Source organism: Bordetella genomosp. 5 (genome assembly GCF_002261315.1).
In the GTDB taxonomy this organism is placed as follows: Bacteria; Pseudomonadota; Gammaproteobacteria; order Burkholderiales; family Burkholderiaceae_B; genus Bordetella.
In genome coordinates, this window is the sequence record NZ_NEVP01000007.1 from 124,450 (window position 1) to 147,302 (window position 22,853).

General features: G+C 67.2%; 21 protein-coding genes. 1 reads left to right on the top strand and 20 read right to left on the bottom strand.

Annotation, left to right across the window (positions count from 1 at the left end; translation table 11 throughout):
• Positions 1-393: 393 nt before the first annotated feature.
• The 14 genes from CAL25_RS12590 to panD form a co-directional block, all read right to left on the bottom strand.
• Entirely contained in the window at positions 394-651 is a 258-nt protein-coding gene (locus CAL25_RS12590; RefSeq protein WP_094800463.1) for a sulfurtransferase TusA family protein, read from the bottom strand.
• Positions 651-3,272 (bottom strand): alanine--tRNA ligase, encoded by a 2,622-nt coding sequence (alaS, locus tag CAL25_RS12595; protein ID WP_094800465.1) that lies wholly within the window; start codon positions 3,270-3,272, stop codon positions 651-653. Before alaS ends, CAL25_RS12590 begins: the two co-directional genes overlap by 1 nt.
• A 69-nt stretch (positions 3,273-3,341) precedes the next feature.
• A complete protein-coding gene (locus CAL25_RS12600; RefSeq protein WP_094800467.1) occupies positions 3,342-4,448 on the bottom strand; it encodes a hypothetical protein in 1,107 nt (368 codons plus the stop codon).
• Positions 4,445-5,092: a prepilin-type N-terminal cleavage/methylation domain-containing protein gene (locus tag CAL25_RS12605; RefSeq protein WP_141217930.1), complete on the bottom strand. Its 648-nt coding sequence runs from the start codon at positions 5,090-5,092 to the stop codon at positions 4,445-4,447. Before CAL25_RS12605 ends, CAL25_RS12600 begins: the two co-directional genes overlap by 4 nt.
• Positions 5,093-5,125: 33 nt before the next feature.
• Complete coding sequence (locus CAL25_RS12610) at positions 5,126-6,232, bottom strand: hypothetical protein (protein WP_094800471.1); 1,107 nt, start codon at positions 6,230-6,232, stop codon at positions 5,126-5,128.
• 35 nt (positions 6,233-6,267) lie between these two features.
• Positions 6,268-7,905 carry an ATPase, T2SS/T4P/T4SS family gene (locus tag CAL25_RS12615; RefSeq protein WP_170948484.1) on the bottom strand — a complete coding sequence of 546 codons (1,638 nt, stop codon included), beginning with the start codon at positions 7,903-7,905 and terminating at the stop codon, positions 6,268-6,270.
• 113 nt (positions 7,906-8,018) lie between these two features.
• A complete protein-coding gene (locus CAL25_RS24050) occupies positions 8,019-8,666 on the bottom strand; it encodes a hypothetical protein (RefSeq protein WP_141217931.1) in 648 nt (215 codons plus the stop codon).
• Positions 8,656-9,972 (bottom strand): hypothetical protein, encoded by a 1,317-nt coding sequence (locus CAL25_RS12625; protein WP_094800477.1) that lies wholly within the window; start codon positions 9,970-9,972, stop codon positions 8,656-8,658. The genes CAL25_RS24050 and CAL25_RS12625 overlap by 11 nt, the downstream gene beginning before the upstream one ends.
• Entirely contained in the window at positions 9,965-11,587 is a 1,623-nt protein-coding gene (locus CAL25_RS12630; RefSeq protein ID WP_094800479.1) for a hypothetical protein, read from the bottom strand. Before CAL25_RS12630 ends, CAL25_RS12625 begins: the two co-directional genes overlap by 8 nt.
• A gap of 20 nt (positions 11,588-11,607) precedes the next feature.
• Positions 11,608-12,504 (bottom strand): TcpQ domain-containing protein, encoded by an 897-nt coding sequence (locus CAL25_RS12635; protein WP_249279068.1) that lies wholly within the window; start codon positions 12,502-12,504, stop codon positions 11,608-11,610.
• A gap of 343 nt (positions 12,505-12,847) precedes the next feature.
• Positions 12,848-14,176: an extracellular solute-binding protein gene (locus CAL25_RS12640; RefSeq protein ID WP_094800481.1), complete on the bottom strand. Its 1,329-nt coding sequence runs from the start codon at positions 14,174-14,176 to the stop codon at positions 12,848-12,850.
• A 4-nt stretch (positions 14,177-14,180) separates the two neighbouring features.
• Positions 14,181-15,437 carry a D-amino acid dehydrogenase gene (locus CAL25_RS12645; RefSeq protein ID WP_094800483.1) on the bottom strand — a complete coding sequence of 419 codons (1,257 nt, stop codon included), beginning with the start codon at positions 15,435-15,437 and terminating at the stop codon, positions 14,181-14,183.
• A 192-nt stretch (positions 15,438-15,629) separates the two neighbouring features.
• Positions 15,630-16,676, bottom strand: a complete 1,047-nt coding sequence (locus CAL25_RS12650) for a CDP-6-deoxy-delta-3,4-glucoseen reductase (protein WP_094800485.1) — start codon at positions 16,674-16,676, stop codon at positions 15,630-15,632.
• Positions 16,677-16,732: 56 nt separating this feature from the next.
• A complete protein-coding gene (panD, locus tag CAL25_RS12655) occupies positions 16,733-17,101 on the bottom strand; it encodes an aspartate 1-decarboxylase (protein ID WP_094800487.1) in 369 nt (122 codons plus the stop codon).
• 253 nt (positions 17,102-17,354) lie between these two features.
• On the opposite strand from panD, the gene sugE reads away from it, so the two are divergent.
• Positions 17,355-17,672 carry a quaternary ammonium compound efflux SMR transporter SugE gene (gene sugE, locus CAL25_RS12660; RefSeq protein WP_094800489.1) on the top strand — a complete coding sequence of 106 codons (318 nt, stop codon included), beginning with the start codon at positions 17,355-17,357 and terminating at the stop codon, positions 17,670-17,672.
• Here sugE and CAL25_RS12665 read toward each other — a convergent pair whose 3' ends face one another.
• The 6 genes from CAL25_RS12665 to CAL25_RS12690 all read right to left on the bottom strand — a co-directional run bounded on the left by CAL25_RS12665 (position 17,673) and on the right by CAL25_RS12690 (position 22,636).
• Positions 17,673-18,548 carry an MOSC domain-containing protein gene (locus CAL25_RS12665; protein ID WP_094800491.1) on the bottom strand — a complete coding sequence of 292 codons (876 nt, stop codon included), beginning with the start codon at positions 18,546-18,548 and terminating at the stop codon, positions 17,673-17,675.
• A gap of 211 nt (positions 18,549-18,759) precedes the next feature.
• Entirely contained in the window at positions 18,760-19,686 is a 927-nt protein-coding gene (gene thpD / locus CAL25_RS12670; RefSeq protein ID WP_094800493.1) for an ectoine hydroxylase, read from the bottom strand.
• 25 nt (positions 19,687-19,711) lie between these two features.
• Positions 19,712-20,113, bottom strand: a complete 402-nt coding sequence (locus CAL25_RS12675; RefSeq protein ID WP_094800495.1) for an ectoine synthase — start codon at positions 20,111-20,113, stop codon at positions 19,712-19,714.
• On the bottom strand, positions 20,110-21,417 hold the full coding sequence (gene ectB / locus CAL25_RS12680; protein WP_094800497.1) for a diaminobutyrate--2-oxoglutarate transaminase: 1,308 nt from the start codon (positions 21,415-21,417) through the stop codon (positions 20,110-20,112). The genes CAL25_RS12675 and ectB overlap by 4 nt, the downstream gene beginning before the upstream one ends.
• 113 nt (positions 21,418-21,530) lie before the next feature.
• A complete protein-coding gene (ectA, locus tag CAL25_RS12685) occupies positions 21,531-22,097 on the bottom strand; it encodes a diaminobutyrate acetyltransferase (RefSeq protein WP_094800499.1) in 567 nt (188 codons plus the stop codon).
• Positions 22,094-22,636 carry a MarR family winged helix-turn-helix transcriptional regulator gene (locus CAL25_RS12690; protein ID WP_094800501.1) on the bottom strand — a complete coding sequence of 181 codons (543 nt, stop codon included), beginning with the start codon at positions 22,634-22,636 and terminating at the stop codon, positions 22,094-22,096. The genes ectA and CAL25_RS12690 overlap by 4 nt, the downstream gene beginning before the upstream one ends.
• Positions 22,637-22,853: the final 217 nt, after the last annotated feature.

The following is a 22,853-nucleotide window of genomic DNA, read 5'->3' on the forward strand; positions in this document are numbered from 1 at the left end:
TTGAAAAACCGGGGCCGCAATGACGAGGCAACCGGGGATCGACCGGACCGCGATGCGAACAGCACGGGAAGACCTCCCCGGGACGCTCGGCGTGGCAGTGATGGCCCGGAGTCCGGGCTCGCCACGTTTCACCATCAACGGCAAGACGCAAGCATACACCGTCCCGGCCCATGGCCGCATTCGCAAGGAGTGTGTCATGTCTCAGAACGTTGTTTCACGCGGGCCGTGGCCGGGTCGGTGATTGCGCCGGCGCGCTCCAACGCCAGGCCGCTACGCCCTATCCGATCGCCACAACCCAACTGAAAGGTACGCGCCAAAGAAAATCCCCGAAGGCCGGTCGACGGCATTCGGGGATGGGTGCACCGGCACGCCCAGCGGGCGCGGCCCAGGCCGTCAGCGACGGCGCAGATAGTGATGCGCGCTATCGCCTTCGGTGAGCTGCGCCACCAGCGCGTTACCGGTCTGCGTGGCGAAGGCCTGGAAATCCCGCGTGGCCTTGGGATCGGTGGTGATGACATGCAGCACCTGACCGCTTTCCATCTGGGCCAGGGCTTTCTTGGCACGCAGAATGGGCAGCGGGCAGGTCAGGCCGCTGGCATCGACCTCCAGTGCGAACTCGGGCCGCTGCGTGGCAGCGTGTTGATCGCTCATCAGAGACGCTCTTCGACCCACTTCTGGACACCGGCGACCGCCGCGGGCAACGCGCCCACATCGGTACCGCCGCCCATGGCCATGTCAGGACGGCCACCGCCCTTGCCGCCGACCTGCGACGCCACGAAACCGACCAGATCGCCCGCCTTGACGCGACCGGTCAGGTCGGACGTGACACCGCCCACGACGCTGATCTTGCCGTCGGCGCCGGTCGCCAGCAGCACGACCGCGGACTTGAGCTTGTCTTTCAGGTTGTCGACCATGCCGCGCAGTGCCTTGGGATCGACATCGTTGATGGTCGCGGCCAGCACTTTGACCCCCTTGACCTCGACGGTGGCACGATCGGCGAGATCGTTGCCGGCGCTCGCGGCCAGCTTGGCACGGGCCTGCTCGAGGTCTTTTTCGAGGGCCTTGACCTGGTCCTGCACCTGCACGATGCGGTCCGGGAGGTCAGCCACGGTGCTGCGCAGCACGCCCGCGGCGCGGGTGAGCAGCGCGTTCTGTTCGCGCACCCAGCGCAGCGCGTTGTCGCCCGTGATGGCCTCGACGCGACGCACGCCGGCGGCCACGCCGCCTTCGGACACGATCTTGAACAGGCCGATATCGCCCGTGCGCGCGACGTGCGTGCCGCCGCACAGTTCGCGCGAGAAGCCGATGTCGAGCACGCGGACCGTATCGCCGTACTTTTCGCCGAACAGCGCCATCGCGCCGCCCTTGACCGCGTCGTCGTAGGCCATGACCTGCGAGCGGGTGGAGTGGTTGGCCAGCACTTCGGCGTTGACGATGTCTTCGACACGCGCGATCTGCTCGGCGGTCATGGGCGCGTCTTGCGCGAAGTCGAAGCGGGTTTTGTCGGGATCGACCAGCGAGCCACGCTGCTGCACGTGCGAGCCCAGCACTTCGCGCAGGGCCTTGTGCATCAGGTGAGTGGCGGAGTGGTTGCGCACGGTACGCGCGCGACGAACGACGTCGACGCGCGCCAGCAGCTTGTCACCCACCTTGAGCGAGCCGGACTCCAGCTCGCCATGATGGCCGAACACACCCGGTTGAATCTTGAGCGTGTCGGCAACGGCAAAGCGCACGCCCTCGGCTTCGAGCAGGCCGGTATCACCGACCTGACCGCCGGACTCGGCGTAGAACGGCGTCGCGTCGAGCACGACGACCGCGTTCTGGCCAGCCTGAACCTGCTCGACCTGCGTACCGTCGACATAGAGCGCCGTGACTTCGACGCCGCTCAGTTCGAGCTGTTCGTAGCCCTCGAAGCGGGTCTGTGCGCCTTCGTAGCTCAGGCCTTCGGCCATCTTGAACTTGCCCGCGGCGCGTGCCTGGTCGCGCTGGCGCGCCATCGCGGACTCGAAGCCGGCCATGTCGACCTCGACCTCGCGCTCGCGACAGATGTCGGCGGTGAGGTCGACCGGGAAACCGTAGGTGTCGTACAGCGTGAAGAGCGTATTGCCATCGAGCTGGCCGCCGGCCTTGACGTTGGCCAGGGCCACGTCGAGGATCTTCATGCCGTGTTCGAGGGTCTCGCCGAAGCGCTCTTCTTCCTGCTTGAGCACCTGGGCAACGCGCTCGGCGATATTGGCGAGTTCGGGATAGGCCTCGCCCATTTCCTGGACGAGATCAGGCACCAGACGGTGGAAGAAGGGCTTGGTCTGGCCCAGCTTGTAGCCATGACGCAGCGCGCGGCGCACGATGCGGCGCAGCACGTAGCCACGGCCCTCGTTACTCGGAATCACGCCGTCGACGATCAGGAACGAGCACGCGCGGATGTGGTCAGCGATGACCTTGAGCGAATTGTCTTCGAGGTTGTTCGTGCCGGTTTCGCGCGCGGCGGCCGCGATCAGCTTCTGGAAGAGATCGATCTCGTAGTTCGAGTGCACGTGCTGCAGCACGGCGGCGATACGCTCCAGGCCCATGCCGGTATCGACGCAGGGCTTGGGCAGCGGGGTCATGTTGCCGGCCGCGTCGCGCTCGAACTGCATGAACACGAGGTTCCAGATTTCGATATAGCGGTCGCCGTCTTCTTCGGGGGATCCCGGGGGGCCGCCCCAGATGTCGGCGCCGTGATCATAGAAAATCTCGGTACACGGACCGCACGGACCGGTGTCGCCCATCTGCCAGAAGTTGTCCGATGCGTATCGGCTGCCCTTGTTATCCCCGATGCGGATGATGCGCTCGGTGGGCACGCCGACTTCCTTGGCCCAGATGTCGTAGGCTTCGTCGTCTTCCTGGTAGACGGTCACCCAGAGCTTCTCGGCGGGCAGCTTGTAGACCGTGGTCAACAATTCCCAGGCATAGAAGATCGCATCGCGCTTGAAATAGTCGCCGAAGCTGAAGTTGCCCAGCATCTCGAAGAACGTGTGGTGGCGTGCGGTATAGCCGACGTTTTCGAGGTCGTTGTGCTTGCCGCCCGCGCGCACGCTGCGCTGCGACGAGGTAGCACGGTTATAGGAACGCGTTTCCTTGCCGGTGAACACGTCCTTGAACTGCACCATCCCGGAGTTGGTGAACAGCAGCGTGGGGTCGTTACCCGGCACCAGCGAGGACGACGGAACGATCGTGTGGCCCTTGGACTGGAAGAATTGCAGGAACTTCTGGCGAATCTCGGAGGATTTCATCGTGGATGAATCGGGATTTAGGCGAATTTTTGATTATAGAGGCAAGGCGGAAGGAAGCCAGCGACCACCTTAATCGGCCGCCAGGCACAGCGCGGTCAGCTCGGTGACCCTATATTCGACGTAACCCGGCGGGCACCGGCAGCGAATGCTGCGGAACGGATCGCCAAAATCCAACTGCTGCAGAACGTGATAGCCATACACGCAGTCGTGGTCGGCTCTGCCCTCGGGATCCATCCGGTTGCGATACAGCCCACCGAACCGCTCCTTGAAGGCCCGCTGCCAGACGCCCTCGCGGCAGACCAGCGTCCTGCCGCTGGCGTCGCTGGCCAGCGCGCCGGCGGGCATCGCGCACGCCGCGGCTTCGGTGTAGGCCGCGGCCACGGACAGATGGGTGCGGGCGCTGATCTCGCGCTGCGCGGTCACCGCGCCCTGCGCCGCCACGGATCCCGCCACGCTGAGATGGCCGCGTAGCTGCGGGTCGCGGGTGTCGCCCACCTGCACGTAGCGCGGGTCGAGGGGCGGCTGGTTGGCGCCGGCACCGGCCTGGCCGGCCCATCCGATGACGGTGCCCCACGGCCATCGCCCCGCGTCGATGCCCGCGAGCGCCGCCTCGCCCGCGGCCCGGCCGACCACGCGGCCCGTGGCGGGATCGAGCCAGGCGCCCTGCCCGCCGAGCTTTTCGAGGAGCGGAAAAATGGCCACCAGGTCGAGCGGGCGGCCGCGGCGGTCCACCAGGGCGCGGTCGCTGGCCACGACCGCGTCCAGCCGGCAGGCCGCCCCCGGGCACGCCGCGCCGCGCAGCGACACCGTGACGCCGAATCCCAATGGCGCCCGCCCGGGAAAGCCGCGTGGCAGGCTCCCTGCCCGGATCAGCTCCTCGAGCGAGGGCCGCGTCGGGTCGGCATAGCGCAGCGCGCCAGTCAGATCCCGCGGCGGCTCGCCGCGCTCCCAGGCGTCCCGGTCGCGCGCGGCGGCGGTCTGGACGGCGGCGAGCACCTGGGCCATCCATTGGCCACTGGCCCGCGCCGCCGCATCCTGCGCTTCGCGCGCCTGACGCGCCGCCACGGCCACGACGAGCAGCATCGCCAGCAGTGCCGCCCAGGTGAACTCGAGCAGCGCAAAGCCGGCTTGCCCGGCCCCTGCCGGACGGGGACGAAGGCGCCCGCGCGCACTCATCGGAACGTGAACTCGAAGCGGTTGCTCTCGCCCCTGGCGCACTCGGCCAGGGCTTGCAGGCCGTCGTAGGGGAGCGGGGGATTGCGCGTGTCATCCTTGACGGTGACCGCGGCTCCCCTGCCCTGCAGGGTCACGACGGACGCGGCCTGCTGCAATACCGCGGCCAGACCGGGACACGCCGCATCATGGACAGCGTCGAACGCGAGTCGATAGGCGCTGCCGACGACGCCGCCGGCCGCCGCGGCCGGGACCGCCGTGATACGACCGGTCTGCCCGAGCCCATGCCGCAGCGTGGGCGCGGCGCCATCGGCGCCTTCGGTGATCACGATCGACGAGCCCTCGAACGCGCGGGCCAGCGTGGCATTGCCCATGTTCGTATAGGGCAGCGCGTCGTTGGACCAGGCCTGTCCTTGCATGCGCGCCACGAAGCGGTGCACCTCCTCGCCCACGCGCGGCACGCGAAACTCGATCACATAGCCGCGCACCGCGGGGATGCCGAACACCGCCACCAACAACAGGATGGAGGCGACGATCGAAATCTCCACGAGGGACATGCCGCGCTGATGCCGTAGCGCGATACGAGGATTCAGTGCGCGATGGGGGCCGAGACGACACGGGACGCGCAGCAGGAGATAAGCGGACATGAGGGGCTCCAGATGAATACCGGCGACGGAAAATCAATAAGACGAATACACCTGCACCAGGGCGCGACGCAGCTCGTCGATCACCTGGTAATGCCACAGCACGAGGCCGATCAGCTGTGCCACGACGCCGAGCAGAATCCACCAGCGCAACACGCCCGCCTGCCGCGCGACCGCGGGCAGCAGATGGGACTGAACCCGCCCACGCGCGAGGCGCAGCCCGGCTTCCAGCCCATGCGCGAGTGTCATGTCGCCCAGGAACCACCAAAGCCGTTTGTCGAGCAGACCCGTGTCGAAGGTGGCTGCGCCCACGTCGCCCGCATCGATGCGGGCCACCATGGCATCGATGTGCCAGGCCATCCACGGGCTGGCATATGGGCGTTGCGATACCAGGGCCGCGCGCAGGCGGGTGTCGAGATTGCCGTGCCGCCTCAGCAGCACATCGAGCAAGGCGAGGAAGCGCGTGGCCTGCACATCGCGATAAAGCCGCCACGGCCCGAGGCCGTCGATCGCGCCGCGCCATGACGGCGTGACCGCGGCAAACGACCAGATCCACAGCCCGCACAGCCCCCCGCCCAGTGCGAGCGCCACCGGCCACACCCGGGCCAGCAGGTCGGACAGGCCGAACAGCCGCTGCGTCGACACGCCGTGCTGTGCCACCGGCACGGCATCGAAGACCAGGCGCAGCTGAGGCACGGTGTAGTACGCGACCGCGATCAGGGTGGCCATCAGCACCAGAAGCGCGACAACGGCCGCGGCCAGGGTGGAGAGGGCTTCGCCGCGGGCCCGGCGGGTCAGTGCACAGACCCGCGCCAGTTCGCCAAGCGCCTGGGTCAGCGCCGTGGCGCCCGCCGCCTGAGCGGCGCCCACGACCATGCACTCTTGGGCGGGCAACGTACCGCTCCAGACTTGCCCGAGGTGGCCGGCATGGGCGTCGCATATCGACGCCCAATGGGCCGACAGGCGGCCTCTGACCGTGCGGGGACCGTGACGCGCCGCATCGCGAAAGAGCACGTCGCGCAATGAGTGCCGCCCGTCCGCGCCACCCAGCAGGGCCGCCAGATAGTCGTAGTAGTCCGCCCGATCCGAGCGGAACCGCCACGCGTCCAGGCGTAGCCTGACCCAGCCCAGGTGGGACCGCATCCGCCGACGCCAGGCCATGACGTGAACGTGGCGCATCATGTGACCTCCCGCCAACGCGGACGCGGCCGGCGCGACAGGGAACGGTGCGCAGGCAACGGCGCCGCGCGCGCCATTCGCATCAGCGGTGCCACGCCGCCTGCCAGGTCGGCCAGCCAGCGCGGGTCGATGTCGCCGTGCAGAACCCGAACCCCGCCCGCATGCAGCAAAGGCATGACGGGCAGCACGCCAGAAGGCGGGCCCGCATCTGTGGAAACGATGCGGTCTGCCTCGCCCCGTGCCTCGGCCAGGACGTCGGCCACCACCAAGCGTCCGGCGTAGCCCCAGAGCGCGGCGGGACGACCACGCGTGCAACGAGGGCATCCCTGTTCGTTGCGGTAACGCACCCGTCGCAGCGTGCCCGGCATGCGTCGCTCGCCGCGCGCCCACCCTGCCCGCCAACGGCGCCATTCATTGCCGCGGCGATGGTCGCGTTGCAACCACTCCCAGGGGGGCAGCGCGCAGTGCCGGCACAGACGCGGCGCAAGCGTTTGGTAAATCCGCAGCTTGATCAGGCCAGGCGCATTGAGCAGGTCGCGAGACACACCGATGAAATCGCTTGCGAGCCGATCGACGATCGATTGCGCCGAGCCGGCATGCACCGTGGTGTAGACACTGATGCCGGCGCTCGCCATGTCGGCGAAGGCACGCCCGGTATCGTGATCGCGCACCTCGCCCAGATAAAAATCTTGCAGCGCGCTGCGCTTGACCGTTTTGAGCTTGGCATCGAAAGGATGCCCTTCGGACGGGCCGAGGTCGCGCACCACGGTATTTTGCAGGGCACCGGCAATCGGGGTTTCGACGGGATCTTCGAGCGTGATGAGCTTGCGCGTGCCCGGCAAGGCCGCCAGCATGGCCGCCAGCGTGGTGGATTTTCCGGATCCTACGCGGCCCGAGACCACCACCGCACCGCCTTCGATACGGCAGGCCGTTTCGATGCGGGCCAGTTGCGCCGGCAGAAACCCCAGACGGCGCAGACGGGCCTGCTGCGCGGGCTTTCGGCGCGTGAGGCGCAGGCAGACCGCGGGCCCCGTGTCGGTGGCCAAAGACGCCCAGCGCAACAGCACCGGCTCGCCCGCGTGATCGTGCAGGAGCTGCCCCTGCTGCTCGGCGAGCGGGTCGAACACCGCGCCATTACCGCCGCGTACATCCATCCACACGACCGCGAGCATGTCGCGCAGCATGCGCGTCGGCACCGGCGCCAGCGTCGGTATCGGCACGTACATCCCGTCGACCGTGCAACGGATCTCGGCATCGCGCGAGGGCTCATCGACGCGCAGGTGCAGGTCGCTGGCCTCGAGCCGCAGCGCCTGCGACACGATCTCATGGAACAGCAACTGCAGGGCCGACGAGCTCATGCGCAGGGAATCCGCGGGCTCGGAGACCACCGAGGGCGCGGGATCGCGGGCCAGCGTGAGCAGGAGCGACGTGGAGGCCGCCTGCCGCGCGGGGGTGCTGAGCGGCCAGCCGTGCCGCCGCACCAGCCGTTGCACCTCGTCGGTCGCGTCGCCTTCGAGATACTCGGGCAGCACCAACAGGCGCACGCGCTGATCGTCGAGCAACACGGGGCACACCATCGAGCGCAGGTCGGCCAGATCGAACTCGGCATGCAGGCTGCGCACGAAGGCCGGCCGCATGGCCCGCAGTTCGGCGACGCTGCCGCATATCGCCGGCAGGCCTTGTGCTGGCCCCTCCGCCACCGAAGCGGTATGAACGGCGCGGGATTCGGATCCCCTGAGCACGGCGCGCATCACCGGACCGCCCCGGGGTCGGACGCACCCAGCAGGCAGGTGCGCAGCGTGTCGGAGCCGTGCCGCAGCACCACGCAGGGCGGCTCGATGCGCTGCAGTCGATAGGACTCGCCTGCCTCGCCTGCCGCACGCGCATCGCGCCGCCGGGCCTGCTCCTGGCCGCTGCGAAAGCGCTGCACATCGCCGTCGATGGCGACGTCGGCCATCAGGTGACGCCCGATCCCATAGATCGCCTGGACCCGCACGCCCCGTTCGCGCACTGAGGGACCGGCGGCGACGGGCGCACGCTGAGCCTGCACTTCCGCACGCAGCAGATCGGCCACGGTCTGGCTGCCGGTCCACGCCTGCGGCAGGTCAGGCCCGGCGCTCGCAGCAAGCGGGGCGGCAGGCGCGTTTGCATCGAGCGGAGCGGCAGGCGTGGCGTTCGCATCGAGCGGATCAGCAGGCGCGGCGTTTGCAGCGACAGGCGCGACCGGCGCGGCTGACACGGATGGCGCGGGCGCCTGACCGGTGCCGGCATCGGAGAACGATGCGCGCGGGACCTCCCGTGCCGGCATCGTGGCAAGGGAGGGAGGCGCAGCCGCCACACAGACCGCCAGCAGCAAGGCGCCCGCGAGCAGCCGGCGGGTGCAAAGGTCAGGGTTCATAGACGTCTCCATCGAGATCGACGAGCAGTGGACTGCGGGGCCCCTGGCTGGGACTGGCGAGGTCGACGCGCATGGACAGACGCTGCCAGTGCGCTTGCAACGCGGACCAGGGCATCGCGGTGACCACGCGCAGCGGGCCCTGGAGCGCGACGGAACGCCGTCGCGCCACCGCGCCCTCGCCGTGCGCCTGCGGCGCCGAGACCTGCAGGCGCGTGAGGGAGGCGCGGTGCGTTTGCAGCAGGCTCAGTCCGGTGGCGGAAGGCGGGGCACCGGGCGCGGTACCCGACTCTGCAAAGACCCGCGCCTCGCGGGCCGGCACACGCCAGCCGAGGTCGGCCTGATCGAGCGACGGAAAGGCCAGGGTCCACCCCGCAGGACGGCGCTGGACGAACTGCGCGCTGGTGGCTTCGGTGGCCACGCGGCGATAGCGCGCGTCGCAGTCCCAGGCGGGCGCCGCGCCCTGCCAAAGACAGCGCGCCTGCTCCAGACGCCAGCCCAGCACGCCGAGCGGAAGCCGATTGAACGAGGCAAGCGCGTCGGGCAAAGCGTGGCCATCCTGGACGCGCAAGCCCGCCTCGACAGGCGGTGAAGGCGCGGGCGCCTGGGCCACGACCGGGGGAGGATCCGCCTGGACGGCGCCGCCGAAGGCGATCCATCCGGCGCCCGTGGCCACCGCCGCCGCGCATACCAGCGGCACCGGATGCCAGCGGCGCACGGGCTGCAGGCGGGCGCCCGGCACGACCTGGCGACTGGCCTGCAGATAGAGGGCGGCGGCATCGCACACCACCAGCAGCGGATGACGTGTGCACAAGGCCTGCAGTGCGGCCTCGGCCTCGGCGCGCGAGAGGTAGACCCGATCCGCCCGCGTCAGCACGGCGCCATCCTGGGTGGCGGCCAGCCACCAGCGGCCATCCGGCAGGCAGGCCAATCCGGCTCGCGGCTGACCCTGCGCCAGATGGGCGAAGGCCTGTGCCGCGGAGACCAGGATGCGCGCGGCTCGCGGCCCGCGCATCAAGCCGTGACGTCGCGTGAGCCGCAGACAGCCGCAGGTGAGACCGCGGGCGCCGCCCACGACGAAGTGCGTCGCGCCGGTCTGGCGCGCACGCAATCGCGCCAGGGCCGTGGCGTGCGATCCGACCACGGCGAACCAATGCAGGCCGACGACCAGTTGCGTGCCCGGCTCGGCATGCGCGTAGAGCCCGGCGCGGCCCGCCGCGGACAGCTCGGCATCCGCCTGCGGCTCGGCATCCGCGGCAACCGGCCCCGTGTCCATCACATCGGGGCGATAGGCAGTGGGATCATGCATCACCGTCCTCCAGCTGGGCCGTGACCAGCAGTACCGTGCTCAAGCGTGTGTCGCCGAGTTTGTCGTGCCCGCCCGCGACGATCGGGGCGCCCGGCGCAAGGCGGCGCGCCTGTGCGTCGAGCTCCTGCCGGTCGAATCCCGCAAGCAGGACGGCCTGCCCCGGCCGCAGGGCGACCTGCTGAACCGTGCCTTGCCCGTCGAGATTGAGCTGCTGCACCACGAGCGCGCTGTCCTTGGGACCGAACGACAGCGCCTGGAGCGGCTGCGCGTAGGTGTTGTCGTAGCCGATCGAGAGCAGGATGCTGCCGTCGTCGCGCGCGTCCGGCACGATGGTCACGAAGGTGCCGACCGTCTCGCGCTTCTGGCTCACGCTCACGGTGGGCAACAGCGCCTGATTGACGTTGGTGCTGCCTACCGCCCCGCCCTGCACCTGATCCACGTACGAGAACGTGTTGTGGACCGCGTGGGTGACGGGCTGGCGGTTCAAGGTGAGCAGTGGGATGCTGCGCCGGCGCACGACCGTGCCGGCCTGCGACAACGCGCGCAGCATCGCGCGGCTGCCCGCCCAGGCCCCGGTATCCACCGCCGCCGAGGCCAGCGCGCCCGTGCCCTGGGCAGCCGCCGGCGTGGCGAGATTGAAGGCGCGGCCGGCCTGGGCGAACACGCCCGACCAATCGATATCGCGCTCGTCCTGGGCGCTGGTGGAGACCGTGACCTCTTCGAGCAGAATGCGGACACGGCGCGTGGCAATGCGATTCTCGCGGGAGATGTAGGCGTCGATGCGGTCGAGCACCTCGGGCAGGTCGGTGACGACCAGCGCACTGCCGCCCGTGGCAACCTCGGAGACCACGCCCGCGCGCGACAGAAACGGAAGAATCCGTGCCCGCAACGCCTCGAGCGGCGCGCCCTCACCCGACTGCATCGATGTCTGCATGGCGTGATCGAAGCCCTCGGCCTGCGCGCTCGCGGATCGACCGAGACGGCTTTCGGTCTGGGTCGAGAGCGCCAGCATCCGGACGTCGAACACCCGGGTATCGGTGCGATAGAACTCGATCGCCCCGGCGCGATAGCGCCAGTGCACATAAAGCCGTGCGGCCAGCGCATCGAGCAGATCCGCCAGCGGCTGAGGACCGCTTTCGAGTTCGGCCTGCCGCGCCGCATCGTCGACCGCCGATGCCGAGCCTTGCAGCCCCTGCAAGCGGGGCATGAACATCGCAGGCGGCAACATCGCTTCGGGCAAGACCCGCACGGCGATACCGGTGGCACGGCGGATTCGCTGCGCGATGCGCAGGAGATCGGGCTTGTCGGTGTAGAGCAAGGTGGCCTCGACGCGCGTGCGCAGCGGCTCGGGCAGGACGACGTCACGCGCCAAAGGCTGCGCACGCCCGGCCAGCCAGGGCACGGCCACATCCTGCGCCGCCACGCGCGTGGCCCGATCCGACATCCGGCGCGCATGCGCATCGTGCAGGCCCTCGACCCGCGCGCGGGCTTGTACACCTTGTGCGCGCGCATGGTCGAGACGCTCGGAGAGTGAGCACCCGCCGCACAACAGCGCCAGCGCGACCGCCGCGGGCCAGCCGCTACGTGCCGCGGGCCCGCGGCACGGCGGCACCATCCGGGGAGCGTTGAAGGCCATCATGCGTCTACCTTGGCATCGGCGCGGCTGCGATCGCAGGCCTGCGCCAGCGGCACCACTCTGAGCACGCGGTTGGCATAGAAGCACGGTTGAACCGGACGATCCGAGAGCTCGGTGCTGGCGAGAAGATCACGCACGACCTGTTTGAAGTCGCCATGAAAATCCGCCGCGCCATCGAGCGGGATATCGGCATCGACGGCCCAGTGAGCCGCCTGGAACATCCACCCCGCCCCCGTCGCCCAGCGCGAGAGCACGGCGCGCAGCGTGGGATCGGGCGGCCCCGCGCGAAACGTGGCGACGTCGGCGTCGGGGATTCGAGCGCTGGCGGGGCTGAGGGGCGAGGCCCGCGTTGCCGCGCCAGAAGCGGCAAGCTGCGGGCCCGCGCCGGTGCCCGCGCCGGTGCCCGCGCCGGTGCCCGCGCCGGTATCGGTGAGACGCGCATGGCCGCCCACCCCTGCCGTGTCTGGTGCCCGCGGCGCCGCCTCGGGCAGCAGGGCCTGCGCCTGCGGGCCCGCCCCGAGCGAGGCGGCGGCGCTGGCCGGCCCGGCCTGCGCGAGAGAGGCATGCCTCGCGCGCGCCTCGCGGTGACCCGCCCGCATGACGAGCTCGCGCGCATCGCTGCTCACGACGACATAGGGCGGATACGAGCGATAGGGCAATGGCAGCAGACCGGCGGCGGTGTGCGCGAACAACGCAGGCACCTCCTGGCCGGGCGCGAACTGCAGCCAGATCTCGCGACCTTCGCCGAACATCTGTGCGGGCCCCGCTTCGATGTCGCCCGAGAGCTGCCAGTCGAAATCGTACGCCGCGGCACGCGCCTGCCACGCGGGCGCCGGCACGCCGTCGGCGGCCCAGCCATCGCTGCCCAGGCGCAGACCGCAGCCCGGCAACAGCACCAGCAAACTGCTCGCGCAGACCAGCCCACGCGCGCACCGGCATCGCCCGACGCCCTCTTGCCGCAAAGCCGCGCCATCCTTGTTCATCACGCCTCCCTGGCCTGGACCCTGACGGGAACCGCGGACCGGAGATCGGTGCCGGCGGCCGCGTCTATCCAGCTGGCACGACGCGAACAGGCATGGTGCGCGCTTCGCCCGGCGCCCGAAACCTCGACTAGTACGGAGGGACGCCGTCATCGCGGCGTGACGAAACCGTGCGGCCCGCGCGCGCGAGATCAGCGCGAGCGGCCATGAAAAAGGCCACCCCGAAGGGTGGCCTGATCAACGCAGGAGCGAGTCCGGATCAGCGCTGGGTGGCGATGGTACGGGCTTGCGCCGAGGCGTTGTTGAGCGCGGCGACCGGCGGCGTCTTGCCGTCGAACGCATCCTGGAGCTGCGCGTTGAACACGGGCTCGATGCGATCGTAGTTGGCAATACGGAAACCGCGGCCGTTGGGGGCCGGCTGGGCGCGCATGGAAGCGATCAGCTGGTGCGCACCGGGGACCTTGTCGTAGAACGACACGTCGGACGCACGGAACGCCGCCTCGGTCAGGGGCAGGTAGCCGGTCTGCTGGTGCCATTCGGTGGCAATCACCGGTTTGGACAGCCAGGCGAGGAAGTTGGCGGTGGCTTTTTCTTCGGCTTGCGGATGGCCTTCGACCGCCCACAAGGCGGAGCCGCTCACGAACGGACGGCCGGCGGCCTTGGTGGCCTGGTCGTAGTACGGCAGCGGCGCGACGCCGAACGACAGCGAACGCGTGTTGAGGAACTGGCCGAACGAACCCGAGGTGGAGGTCAGCACGCCACACTCACCCTTGGCGAACAGCTGATCGCTCTTTTTGTCGCCCGAATAGGCCGTGAGCAGCAGCGAACGCTTCCAGCTCACCATCAGCGAGAGGTGACGCATGTACAGCGTGTCGAACTGCATGGTGGGGGCGGCTTTGCCCTTGCCCAAGCCGTTTTCGTTGGTGGCGTAGAGCTGGTTGTTGATCGGCGCCAGATTCTCGAGATGCACCGTGACCTGCTCGCTCGTGGCGTAGGGGCAATCGATATCCGCCACGTCGCGCAGCTTGAGCAGCTCGGCCTGGAGCTCGTTCCAGGTGCGGGCGGGCTGGTTGGGATTGAGGCCCGCCTTCTTGTACAGCGCCGTGTTGTAGTACATCACGGGCACTTCGGCCATCCAGGGGAAGGCAAGCAGGCGGCCGCGGCCGTCGCGCACGAAATCGCTGGTCGCGGGCAGGAACCAGTTCAGGTCTTTGATCGGGTATTTCGCGAGCAGCTGGTGCAGCGGCAGAATCGCCTTGTGCTCGGCCACGACTTCGGGCGAGTGGTTGTCGTTCAGCTGCACCAGATTGGGCGCCTTCTTGGCTTTGAGGGCTGCCGCGGCTTCGCTCTGCAGCGCCGACTCCGACGGGAAGTCGCGCAGCTTGACCGTCACGTCTTTCTGTTCTTTGTTGTACTGCTTGGCGAGTTTTTCGAACTCGGCCTTGTTGGCGCCGTTCAGCACGTGCCACACCTGGATTTCGACCGTATCGGCATGCGCGATGCCGGTGGCGGCCAGGGCCAGACCAAACAGCGCGTACCGGCTGGCACGCAGCGCGTGGGCAAGGCCCGTCAGTTGCAGTTTCTTCATAGGTTCACAGACCAAGAAAAGGAAATTCCGGCTCGGGCCGGCGTCCGCTGAGCAGATCGGCCAAAGCGCGGCCCGAACCCACTCCCATCGTCCAACCCAGCGTACCATGGCCCGTATTGAGATACAGGTTGGAAACACGGGTGCGGCCGATCAGGGGTACGTTCGAGGGGGTGGACGGGCGCAGGCCCGACCAGTAATTGACGCCCTCGTAATCGAGGGCATCGGAAAAGAGCTCGCGCGCAAGGCGCGTGAGAGCTTCGCAGCGTCCGGTATTGAGGCTGCGCGAATAGCCCGACAATTCGGCCGTGCCGGCCATGCGCAGCCGGTTACCCAGCCGGGAGAACACCACCTTGTGGCTGCTGTCGGTCAGGCTGACGGTGGGCGCGCGCGCCGGATCCTTGATCGCGAAGGTCGCGGAGTAGCCCTTGGCGGGATAGACGTTGCACGACACCCCGAGCGGTCGCACCAGGCGCGGGGTGTGGCTGCCCAGCGCCGCCACGTAGGCGTCGGCGCGCAGGACGCCATAGGTGCCGTCGGGTTCGATGAGCTCGACGCCGCGCACCTGCCCCGCCTCGACCAGGAGCCGGGTGATGCCGGTGTTGAAACGGAACTCGACGCCCGCGGCGGCGCAGCGCTCGGCCAATGCGACCGTGAACAGATGAACGTCGCCGCTTTCGTCTTCGGGTGTGTAGTCACCGCCGACGATGGTGGCCCGGTGCGGCGCCAGCGCGGGTTCGATCGCAATCACCTCATCGGTGTTGATCACCCTGCGCTCGACGCCGAAGTCGCGCATGAGACCCGCGGCGCGTTGCGAGTTCTCGAACTCGTGCGGGTCGCGATAGAAATTGAGGATGCCGCGTTCGAGGTGGTCGTATTGGATGCCGAGCTCGGCGCGCATGGCCTGCAGCGTGCCGCGGCTGTACTCGGCCATGCGGACCATGGCGCGGATGTTGGGCGCGAGGCGCGACGGCAGGCATTCGCGCAGAAACGCCAGGCCCCACATCCATTGCCGCCAATCGAGCTGCGGGCGGAACAGCAGGGGCGCGTCGTCCTGGAACATCCATCTGAGCAACTTGAACGGCGCCTGCGGATTGGCCCAGGGCTCGGCGTAGGACACGGAGATCTGCGAGCCGTTGGCCAGACTGGTTTCCTGGGCGGCGCCCGTGCAGCGATCGACGACGACGACGTCATGGCCGGCCTGCCTGAGCCACCAGGCGGTGGAGACCCCGATGATGCCGCTGCCCAAAACCGCTACTTTCATGCGCTCAATACTCCCTGCCCGAGACGCCGGGCCGACATGGTGGATGCGCGCGCCGGACTGGCCGCCCCCAGGATGGTGCGGCAGTTTACTCCGGCGCAGGCACGAAGTTGGCTAAAAAAAAGGGGAGACATCCGCACCGCGCATCGAGCCGGTTGGATGTCTCCCATTGTCGCATGATGCGCGGCGCTGAAATCAGGCGCCGACGCGGGCCAGATCGGCCTCGGAGGTGAACGCATCGGCGTAGAACTCCTCGGCGGGCAGGCTGCATTGCGCGCTGAATTCGCGGCGTGCGGCATCGACCATCAGCGGCGTGCCACAGGCATAGACCTGATGACCCGACATGTCCGGCACATCGGCCATCACGGCCTCGTGCACGAAGCCGGTGCGGCCCGTCCAGGCGTCTTCTTCGAGGCCATTGGAAATGACCGGCACATAGGTGAAGCCGGGCAGCGTCTCGGCCCAGGAACGCGCCAGGGCGTCCATGTACAGATCCTGCGGACGACGGCCACCCCAGTAGAGCGTGACCGGACGGCGGATTTCGTTGTGCGCCATGTGCTCGACGATGGCCTTGACCGGCGCGAAGCCGGTGCCGCTGGCGAGCAGGATGATCGGCTTGTCGGTGTCTTCGCGCAGGAAGAACGAGCCGAACGGGCCTTCGAGGCGCAGGATCTCGCGCTCTTTCATCTGGGTGGCGCCCGCGCCGAAGACGTGGTCGGTGAACAGGCCGCCGGGCATGTGGCGAATGTGCAGTTCGAGCGGGCTGCCGGTGTGCGGCGCCCCTGCCATCGAGTACGAACGGCGCTTGCCGTCCTTCAGGATGACTTCGATGTATTGGCCGGCGTAGTAACGGAACTGCTCGGAGGCCGGCAACTGCAGCTTCAGCACGGTGACATCGGGCGCGACGCGCTCGAGCGTCTGCACGCGCGAGGGCAGCTTGCGGATCTGGATGTCGGAAGCGAGCCGGACTTCGGTGGATTCAAGCACGAGGTCCGTCTGGGGACGGGCCTGGCAGAACAGCGTGTAGCCGGCGGCGAGCTCCTCGGGTGACAGGATCTGAGCCGGATAGGTGCCGGCATCGTACTCGCCGGACACCACCTTGCCCTTGCAGGTGGAGCATGCGCCGGTACGGCAGCTATAGGGCAGCACGATGCCGGCGGCCAATGCCGCGTCGAGCACGGTCTGGCCTGACTCGACCTGAAAATGATGCTGGCTGGGTTGGATGGTGACCGAGAAGCTCATGATGATACGAAGTGGGAGACGCGGAGCGCTGGAGGGCGCCCCGCCGGCCCGGACACTCAGTCCGGGAACTTGCGGATTTCCTTGACGCGGTTGGCGTCGGTCACCAGCACGACCTGCGGCTTGTGCCGCGCCGAATCTTCTTCGGACATCGGGCCGTAGGTGCAGATGATGAGCAGATCGCCGACCTGCGCCTTGCGTGCCGCTGCGCCGTTGAGCGAGATGGCGCCGCTACCGCGGGCTGCCTTGATGATGTAGGTATCGAAGCGCTCGCCATTGGTGACGTTATAGAGTTCGATGCGTTCGAACTCGCGCATGCCGGCGGCGTCGAGCAGGTCTTCGTCGATGCCGCACGAACCTTCGTAGTGCAGATCGGCTTCGGTGACCGTGACGCGGTGCAGCTTCGCCCGCAGCATAATGCGTTGCATAAAAATTTGATTCCTGGTGTGCGGGCCGGGTCCGCAACAAAGGCCCGGGCAGCGCGGCGGCGGACGCCGCCAGACGCGCCCATTGCAGCGAGGGCTCCCGGCTTTGCCCTCTGGCGTCCGCTATTCTATAATTTTTGGCTCCGGGACGACCCGGAAGCGTCGTGCGGCGTCTGCCGCCACGCATTGCCTCATCCGGGGACGGCCCCTTCAATGCCGCTCGCCCCTTCTCAGGCGGGCGCTACACGGAGCTGTCATGACCTGGTTGATTCTGTTTCTCGCCGGACTCTTCGAAGTCGTTTGGGCGATCGGCCTCAAATACACGCACGGTTTCACGCGCCTCGTGCCCTCGGTCATCACCGTGGCCGGCATGATCGTGAGCTTCTGGCTGCTGTCCACCGCCATGAAGACCCTGCCGCTGGGGACCGCTTACGCGGTCTGGGTCGGCATCGGCACCATTGGTGCCTTTGTCGCGGGCATCGTGCTTTTCGGCGAGTCCGCCAGCCCGCTGCGCATCGCCAGCGTGCTGCTGATCGTAGTCGGCCTGATCGGCCTCAAACTCGCCACGCCCTGATCAGAAGTCGAGTTCGATCTCGACCGCATCCCCGACGCGGAGCACGGCGCCCTCGGGCGCCGATACGATCGCGTTCTGGCCAAAAACCACCCCGATATCCAGATTGCGGTAGCCGGCGAGCGTCTGCCCCGGCTCGGCATACGTCTGGGCGGTGCGCTGGTCGATGTCGGGCACAGAACACCGGGTGCACGGCTTGACCAGCGCGAGCCTGACCTCACCGAGGGTCACGACGGCGGTCTGGTCTTCTTCGAATGCGGGCCAGTCGTCGCTTTCGATCACGATGTTGGGCCGGAAGCGGTCCATCGGCACCGCCGCCGCGCCCCGCGCCTCGAGGCGGGCATTGAGGTCGTCCAGCGATGCCTGATTGGTGATCAGCAGCGGGAAGCCGTCGGCAAAGCCGAAGAAATGATCGCCCGCGAACTCGTCGGCGAAGTCGGGATGACGCTCGAGCCAGCCATCGACCCATTCGGGCTTGGCCGGACGGCGGGCCTCGCGATCGACCTTGAACAGCCGGCACGGCGTACCCAGAAACTCGCTCAACCAGGCGGCGGCGGCGTCGGTATCGGCGCGCGCGGTGATGGCGTCGCGCCACACTTCGACCTGCTCCGAGGCGGGTGCGAGCCCGCTTTCGTCGAGCGCCACCTGTAGCGGCGACTGACCCGGCGCGCTCAGCGTGAGCCAGCGGGCGTCGAGTGCGGTGCGGATGAGCGCCATGCGCGGCCACTGGCGCTGCGTCATGAATTGGCCCTCGGCCGTCACGATCAGCCAGCGGCGATCGTGGTTCAGGCCCGCGCGGTCGATCGGCGACTCGCTCAAGTCGATGCCGGCACACGATTTGACGGGATAGATATGCAGACTGCGGATCCGAGCGGCCATGGAACACCAGGGAATGGGTTGTGGAATGCGGGCAAGCTTAGCAGGCCGTTCCCACCCCGCCCAGGTCCACATCGCAGCAAAAATGAGGCTCCAAGGCGAGCCCGCGCGCCCACCTTGGGACGACCCTGCTGTGGGCGGGCCCCAAAAAACCCCGGGGGATCGCCCCGGGGAATGGGTAATGCCACGGCTTGCCGCCGCAGGCATTGGGAGGTCAGCGCTCCACGAGCTTCAGTGCGTCCAGCGGCGTGACAGCCTTGAACGCCTTGCGCGTGGCGATGTGCTCCGGACGCGGATCCAGGCCGTACTTCGGCGGATTCAGCGTGTTTTCCATGCTGTTGTAGACCATGAACACGTTGGAACGCGGCCATGGCGAGATGTTGCTGTTAGAACCGTGCATCGTGTTGCAGTCGAAGAACACCACCGACCCGGCCTTGGCCATCATGGTCTGGATGCCGCCCTGCTCCGCGAGCAGCTGCAGGCTGACCTGATCCGGCACGCCGTATTCCTGCTTCTTCAGCGACTGCTTGTAATGGTCACGCGGCGTCTCGCCGACGCACGAGATGAACTGACGGTGCGAACCCGGCACCAGCATGAGCGGGCCATTGGTTTCGTTGTTGTCCGACAGCAGCACCGAGCAGCTCAGTGCACGCATGGCGGGCATGCCGTCTTCGACGTGCCACGTCTCGAAGTCGGAGTGCCAGTAAAACTCTTTGCCGTGGAAACCCGGCTTCATGTTGGCACGCGACTGGTGGATGTACACCTCGGAACCCAGGATCTGGCGGGCCACGTTGGCCACGCGCGGATCACGGGACAGACGCGACAGCACCGGGCTCAACACGTGCACCATGAAAATCGAGCGCACGGCATTGCTGCCACGCTCGGTGATCGCCTCTTCGCGACGCACGATGGCGGGATCGCGCGTCATGCGCTCGACCTCGGCCAGCAGCGCGGCGACCTCTTCCTGGGAAAACAAGTTTTCCAGCAGCAGGAAGCCATCACGCTCGTACGACTGCACCTGTTCGGTGCTGAGCGCATCGGCGTATTGACCATCGCCGTAGACCACGGGGTCCTTGCGGGCGATGATGGCGGAACCACGATCCGTACGCGAGGCGTACGGATCCTGCGCAGGTGAAATCATAGAAACCTCCAGTTCAGTGTTGGCCTCAGGCGGCGACCTTCTCTTCGGGCAGGGCGTAGACGCCATCGGCGTCGTGCACTTCCTGGCCGGTAAGGGGCGGGTTGAAAACGCAGATCACCCGCAGCGGCTCCTTGCCGCCGCACAGCCAGTGCTCGTCGTTTTCGTTCAGGGCGTAGACGACGCCCGGGCCCAGGTCGTACTTCTTGCCATCGGCAATGGTCTCGATCGAACCATCACCCTCGATGCACCAGACGGCTTCGAGGTGGTTCTTGTAGTGGATGTGCGTGCGCGTGCCGGGAAAGATCGTGGTTTCATGGAACGAGAAACCCATGTTGTCCTTCTTCAGCAGCACACGACGGCTCACCCACGTATCGGTGCGCACCTCGTCCTTGGTGCCAATCACATCTTTCACATTTCGCACGATCATCGACGCTTACCTCCAAATTTGAGTACACGGGCGGACTTTTCGTCTTCGCCCAAGGCATCGGCCACGCTGGCCTCGATCACGTCCAGGCCACGGGTCAACAGTTCATCCTCGATCGTCAGCGCGGGCAGGAACTTCAGCACTTCATCGTGCGCGCCCGACGTCTCGATCACCACGCCGCGCTGGAACGCCTTCTGCGCGATGCGGTTGGCCAGGCCCGGATCGGCGGTCGCCACCAGACCCTGGATCAGGCCACGCCCACGGACCGCGAGGCCGGCGTTCGGGTAGCTGTGCGCCAGGTTCTCGAGCCAATCACGCACCAGACGCTCCTTGCGCTGGATGTCGGTCGAGAACGCGTCGCTCGCCCAGTAGGTGTCGAGCGCCTCGGTGGCCGTGACGAAGGCCAGGTTGTTGCCGCGGAAAGTGCCGCTGTGGGCGCCCGGCTTCCACACGTCCAGCTCGGGCTTCATCAGCACGAGGGACATGGGCAGGCCAAAACCCGAGAGAGACTTCGACAGCGTGATGATGTCCGGACGGATGCCGGCCGACTCGAAGCTGAAGAAGCTGCCGGTGCGTCCGCAGCCCACTTGAATGTCATCGACGATCAACAGCATGTCGTGACGACGGCACAGCTTTTCGAGCTCCTTGAGCCAACGCAGCGTGGCCACGTTGACACCGCCCTCGCCCTGCACGGTTTCGACGATCACGCCGGCCGGCTTGTCCAGGCCGCTGCTCGGATCATCGAGCATGCGCTCCAGGAAGGCGATCGTGTCGACGTCGGGACCGAAGTAACCGTCATAGGGCATGAAGGTCGTGTTGCCGAGCGCGTAGCCGGCCGCATCACGGAACTTCATGTTCGCGGTCGCCGAGAGCGAGCCGCCGCTCACGCCATGAAAGCCGTGGGTGAACGAGATAATGTTGGAACGTCCCTTGACCTGGCGGGCGATCTTCAGCGCGGCTTCGACCGCGTTGGTGCCCGTGGGACCGGTGAACTGCAGCGTGTACTGCCAGTTGCGCGGCTTGAGCAGCACGCGATCCACCGTTTCGAGAAAGCGCTTCTTGGCGCTGGTGGCCATGTCGAGGCCGTGAACCACACCGTCGGACTCGAGGTACTCGAGCAGCTTTTCCTTGAAGACCGGGTTGTTATGCCCGTAGTTCAGGGTGCCGGCGCCACTGAAAAAATCGATGTACTCCGTGCCTTCCTCATCGATCAGCAGCGACCCGCGGGCCTGGCTGAATATCACTGGAAAGGACCGAATGTAGCCCCTGACTTCCGACTCCATCCGGTCAAAAATTTTCAAATCCATGTGATCCTCCCATCATCAAATTGACAGACAACAAAGCCCCCTCCAGTTGCCGTGAGGCATCCGGATGTCATGGACTAAGTCGGCGGTACTGAAGGCCGCGAGCGGCCGTCCCGTTAGTGGGACGGGGCGAACGGGCCTATCTTCAACAGCATCTCGTCGTCGTGCTCGGCCCCGCCAAACAGCTGCCGATCGAAATACGGCTGCTCGCTGACGTGGGCGCCCAGCTCACCGGCGAGACCGGTGAACGTGCGGCGCGAAGCCTGGTTGTCAGGCCCCACCGTGGTTTCAAGATGGCGCACCTGCTGCAGCGCGTCGCGCGACAGCAGTTCGTTGAGCATGGCGCGGGCCAGTCGTTGGCCGCGGGCACGGGCGTGCACGGCTACCTGCCAGACAAAGAGCGTGTCGGGGCGGTTGGGCGGGACGTAGGCGGAGATGAATCCGTCGATGTCGCCACCCAGGCTCTCGGCGACCACGCAGGTCTCGCTGTGGTGTTCGCACAGCAGCAGGTAGGCATAGAGGGAATTGACATCCAGCGGCGGGCATTCGGAGACCAACCGATGGATCGCGGCGCCATCGGTCAGCGTGGCTGACCGGAAGATGTGGCGCGGCAGGCGGGCCGACGCGGGGCGCGCGGCCGAATTTGGCAGGGAAGTAGTGTTGTTAAGTTCTATATTTCTCATACGACCAATCCCGATTCTGGAGGTGCGCCACCCGTGGGCACGTCGAGAATGGGCGAGGAGGGATCATGGACTTCTGCTGCATGTCCTTCCTGTTCCATCAGGTCGACGATGCGCTCCAAAGAGAGCGTGATCGTCGCCTGCTCGAGCTCGGGCAGCGCGTTGAGCGAGTCGGCCAAATGCTTCTGCAAAGGCGACGGCGCTTCGGTTGCCAGCGCGCGGCCGGCATCCGTGGCGGTAACGAACACGATGCGGCGGTCTTCACGGCCGCGTTCGCGGCGGATCAGACCTTTGTCCTCCAGACGGTCGAGAATGCCCACGACCGTGCTGGGGCTGACGTGAATCTCACGGCTGATCGCCGTGGCCGTAAGCGGACCGCTGGCAATCACCGTACGCAGGCACATCAGCTGGGGCGCGGTGATGTGACTCACCGCGGCCAGCTGGCGCGAGTGCAGTGCGATCGAACGCGTAATGCGGCGCAGGGCGCGCAGGATGCGGAGGTCGTACTGCTGCGAGGATTCCGTCGTCGTGACGTTATTCATGACTGAAAATAGTTCAACAAAATTGATTTCTACACAAATGATATGCGGCCAAACCGTATGAGTCAAACCTGAATTGCAAGCACGATGTAATTAAATGAAGGTGACTTTGCAGCAGATGACAAAAATAGCCGATATCCCCAGGGGGCGCCCCTTTTAATAGGGACGCAATATCAGGGCATTCCCGGAGTAAAAAAGGGGCATACCCAAGACATAAAAC